General features: G+C 70.6%; 4 protein-coding genes. 2 read left to right on the top strand and 2 right to left on the bottom strand.

What is annotated here, in order from left to right:
• Nucleotides 1-131: 131 nt before the first annotated feature.
• The gene (locus TN53_RS40510; protein ID WP_046263879.1) at nt 132-641 is read right to left on the bottom strand and encodes a GNAT family N-acetyltransferase; all 510 of its coding nucleotides are present in this window, start codon (nt 639-641) and stop codon (nt 132-134) included.
• A gap of 214 nt (nt 642-855) precedes the next feature.
• Entirely contained in the window at nt 856-1,383 is a 528-nt protein-coding gene (locus tag TN53_RS40505; RefSeq protein WP_046263877.1) for an FABP family protein, read from the bottom strand.
• 323 nt (nt 1,384-1,706) lie between these two features.
• On the opposite strand from TN53_RS40505, the gene TN53_RS40500 reads away from it, so the two are divergent.
• Together TN53_RS40500 and TN53_RS40495 are read left to right on the top strand one after the other, a co-directional pair.
• On the top strand, nt 1,707-2,606 hold the full coding sequence (locus TN53_RS40500) for an MHYT domain-containing protein (RefSeq protein WP_046263876.1): 900 nt from the start codon (nt 1,707-1,709) through the stop codon (nt 2,604-2,606).
• A 100-nt stretch (nt 2,607-2,706) separates the two neighbouring features.
• Nucleotides 2,707-3,880: metallophosphoesterase family protein (locus TN53_RS40495; RefSeq protein WP_046263878.1), on the top strand; the 1,174-nt coding region annotated here is incomplete at its 3' end.

Below are 3,880 nucleotides of genomic sequence, written 5' to 3'. Positions count from 1 at the left end.
CCGCCGTTGCCGGCCAGCGGGAAGTACGGGTCGCCCGCGCCGGACGAGCCGGCCGACGGTGGTGCGGCCGCCCCGAGCAGCGCCACCAGGGCGACGGGGCGCGGGGCCGCACCGGACTTCGCCAGGACTGCTCAGATACCGAAGGGTGCCGCGTAGCGGACCGTGCCGCTGGGCAGCGGGTGTGCCGCGTCGAGGGCGAGGGCCATCATGGCCTCGTCCGGGACGTCGAGGGTGATGCGGATGCCGTGTGCCGAGGCCCGGGTGAAGCCGAAGCGCGGGTAGTACGGCGGGTGTCCGAGGACGGTGACGAAGCGCTCGCCCCGCTTCCCGGCCGCCTCGAGTGCGGCCCGGATGGCAGCCGACCCGGCACCGGTGCTCTGGTACTCGGGCAGTACGGCGACGGGGCCCAGGCACAGGGCCGGAGTGTCGTCGATGTGGCAGCGGGTCATCAGCGCGTGGCCGACGACCTTGCCGTCCTGGCCGGTGACGACGAGGGACAGGCCGTCGATCCAGGCGGTGTCGGTGCGCAGGGCCTCGACGAGATCGGCCTCCAGCGGGGTGTCGAAGGCCGCCAGGTCGATCTCGCGGATGGCGGGGACGTCGGCGCCGGTCTCGGCGCGCGTGATCCAGTCGGTTCGCATGCTCATGACGGGATGGGATCCGTTTCATGGTGGTGTTCGTGTGGGTGACGCCTCGCGAGCTCACGCTCCCGGCGAGGCAGCTGCGGTGGAGGTCAGACCGTCGCCCGGGACGTGAGGAGGGTCCGGGCGCTGCGCACGGCAGTGACCTTGAGCGCGGTCATCGACCTCGCCTCCCCGCATTCCTCGACTCGGGCACACACGAACGCGGACGACACTACCGCTTGCGGCGCAGGCTCGCGGAGAGATGGTGTTGCAAGGGTTGGCCGACCGCCGCGAGGTCGTGGACGAAGGTGAGCGTGTCGTCGTCGGTCAGGGTGTAGCGGCGGCGGGTGGCGGTGACGTCCTTGGCCGTGGGGGTGAGGGCCACGTCGTGGGTGGACAGGTCGACGGCGCCGTCCGCCGCCTGCCCGACCGCGATCTCCGCGATGCCGGTCGGCTGGGTGATCAGCGCCTCCACCCTGCCGTCGGGCTGAAGTCGCCACCAGCCGCTCTCCCGAGCCGCCGGCCGCAGGGGCGCCCCGTCGCCGTCGAGCAGCCAGGCCCTGGCCTCGTAGCGGAGGAAGGGGCGCCCGTCGTGGCTGAAGGTGACCTCCTGCGCGTACGTGAAGTCCTCGGCGAGCGTGGGATATCCGCCTTGGCCCCGCCCGTGCCACGTCCCCAGGAAGCCGAGCACGGGTGCGAGCAGTGCGTGCGCGACGGGCGCCTCGTCGGGGCCGCGTCCGTCGGGGTACGGGATGTCCATGTGCGCTCCTGAGATCGTGCCGGTACCGGCTGAGAGCCTAGGCCGCCCACCCTCGCCACCTCGTCCGTGCACGCCGAGACCGGGTGCGTCGCCTTCCGCGTTTGGGTGAGCGGAATCAAGGTCTCGCGGCGGAATCAAGGTCTCGCGCCCCGTCCACCCGCGTCGGTCCAGTCGTTCATGGCCTGATCTCGTCACTGGGTGACCGAAGTGAACCTGTGATGGTTCAGAGTTCAATGGTTACTGGCGGTAAATGCTTGCTTTACCCGGCCCTTACCCGTAGACCTTGCTCCATCAGCAGCCGTGACTCTGGGGGGAGTTGGCTTATGGAAGGCACGGTTGACGGGTTTCGCTATGGCGTTGTGACGCCGGTGGCCGCCTATGTCATGGCCTGTCTGGGAGGGGCGCTGGGACTGCGTTGTATCGTCCGGTCCCTGCTCAACGACCAGTCGTGGAAACCCGGTTGGCTGGCGCTGGGCGCCGCGTCGATCGGTTGCGGTATCTGGACGATGCACTTCATCGCCATGATCGGCTTCCAGGTCGAGGAGACAAGGATCCGCTACGACGCGGGCCTGACCCTCCTCAGCCTCGCCGTGGCGGTCATCGTGGTCGGCATCGGCGTGTTCATCGTCGGCTACCGCGGCGCCGGCACCGCCAACCTGGCCCTGGCGGGCACGGTCACCGGTCTCGGTGTGGCCGCGATGCACTACCTGGGCATGTACGCGATGCGGCTCAACGGAGCGGTCAGATATGACGTGTTGACCGTCTCCCTGTCCATCCTGATCGCCATCGTCGCCGCCTCCGCGGCACTGTGGGCCGCCGTCACCATCCGGGGCTTCCTGACCAGCCTCGGGGCCAGTCTGGTCATGGGCGTCGCCGTGTCCGGGATGCACTACACGGCGATGGCCGCGGTCAGCGTGCATGTGCACGGCACTACCGGCGGCACCTGGGACGGCGAATCGACGTCCTCGCTGCTCCTGCCGATGCTGCTGGGACCGGTCATCTTCCTCGTACTCGCCGGCGTGGTCGTGATGTTCGACCCCCTGCTCGTGCTGGGCGACGGCGACTGGAACTGGAACCGCCCCACCTCGCGCCGGCGACCCGCCAGGGAACCCGCCGAGGAACCGGCCGCACCCCGGCACAGCTCGGCCTTCGACCCGCCCGCGGTGCCCCTGCGCGCCCGGCAGCACCCGTACGAGGCGTCGCAGCGCACCGGCGAGTGGTGATCGGCACCACCGGCCAACAGCCGTCCACCCCAGGGGCGTTCACGAACGGGAGGACCCTCCCCCTGCCCGGCCCCCGCTAGATCATTGTTACGGTGCACCGGTGTCTGACTCATCACGCGATACCGCCGAGGGCGCCGGCTGGGGCGCCGCAGAACCCGGCGCGTACGAACGGCTGATGCCGCCCAAGGTCGAGAAGCTCTCGTGGCTCGACCCGCGGACCCTGTGGGCGGCCCGCAACGGCGTGCTGGCCTCCTGGTTCGGGGACCCCACCGGCCGTACCCGCAGCCGCTGGGTGGCCCAGCGGGCGGCGGCCGGAGCGCCCGCGGACAAGGTGATCCGGCGGGACGACCCGGACCGGTTCTCCTTCATGGTGATCGGCGACACCGGAGAGGGCGACGCGCCCCAGTACGCCGTCGTGCCCGGCTTCCTGAAGGTCAGTCAGGACACCCGTTTCTCCGTCGTCGCCAGTGACGTGATCTACCCGGTGGGCAGCGCCGACGACTACGACACGAAGTTCTTCCGCCCCTACCGGGACTACCCGGCGCCCATCTACGCGATACCGGGCAACCACGACTGGTACGAGGACCTCGGCGCGTTCATGCGGGTCTTCTGCGCCGACACCCCGGCGCTCAACCCCGAGCCCAGGCCGCGCTCCCTCAGCCGGGCCTGGCTGCGCTATGTGCTCTGGCACCGTCCGAGCCCGCACGACGGACAACGCCTCGACCAGGCACGGCAGTTGCGCTCCGCGAGCGGACAACAGGCGGCCCAGCCCGGCCCGTACTGGGCGATCGACGCCGGGCCGGTGCGGATCATAGGCATCGACACCGGACTGCTGGGGACGATCGACGCCGAGCAGGGCGCATGGCTCCGCGAGGTCTCCCGGGGGCCGCGCCCGAAGATCCTCATCACCGGCTCGCCCCTGTACGTGGACGGTGAGCACCACCCGTGTGCCATCGACGGGGGCGGCACGGTCGACGACATCGTCCGCGACCCTGCGCACCACTACGTCGCGGCGATAGGCGGCGACATCCACAACTACCAGCGCTACCCCGTCGACGTGGACGGCCGCACCATCCAGTACGTCGTCTCGGGCGGTGGCGGTGCCTTCATGCACGCCACCCACACCATCCCGCGCGTGGCCGTCGCGAACGTCACGGAGCAGGACTTCCGCTGCTATCCGCTGCGCGGCGACTCCCTCGCCTTCTACAGCACCCTCTACGGGCGCCGACTGCGCCTGCGCCGCTTCTTCACCCTCTCCGCCGCCGACGCGGCGG

It is taken from the genome of Streptomyces sp. WM6386 (assembly GCF_000972385.1).
Taxonomy (GTDB): Bacteria; Actinomycetota; Actinomycetes; order Streptomycetales; family Streptomycetaceae; genus Streptomyces.
Note: the sequence above shows the minus strand (reverse complement) of the source record. Positions and strands in the feature narration are given on the sequence as shown.

Coding starts and splice junctions, on each gene's coding strand:
- TN53_RS40500 (WP_046263876.1), top strand. CDS start 1,707: ATGGAAGGCACGGTTGACGGGTTTCGCTATGGCGTTGTGACGCCGGTG.
- TN53_RS40510 (WP_046263879.1), bottom strand. CDS start 641: ATGCGAACCGACTGGATCACGCGCGCCGAGACCGGCGCCGACGTCCCC.
- TN53_RS40505 (WP_046263877.1), bottom strand. CDS start 1,383: ATGGACATCCCGTACCCCGACGGACGCGGCCCCGACGAGGCGCCCGTC.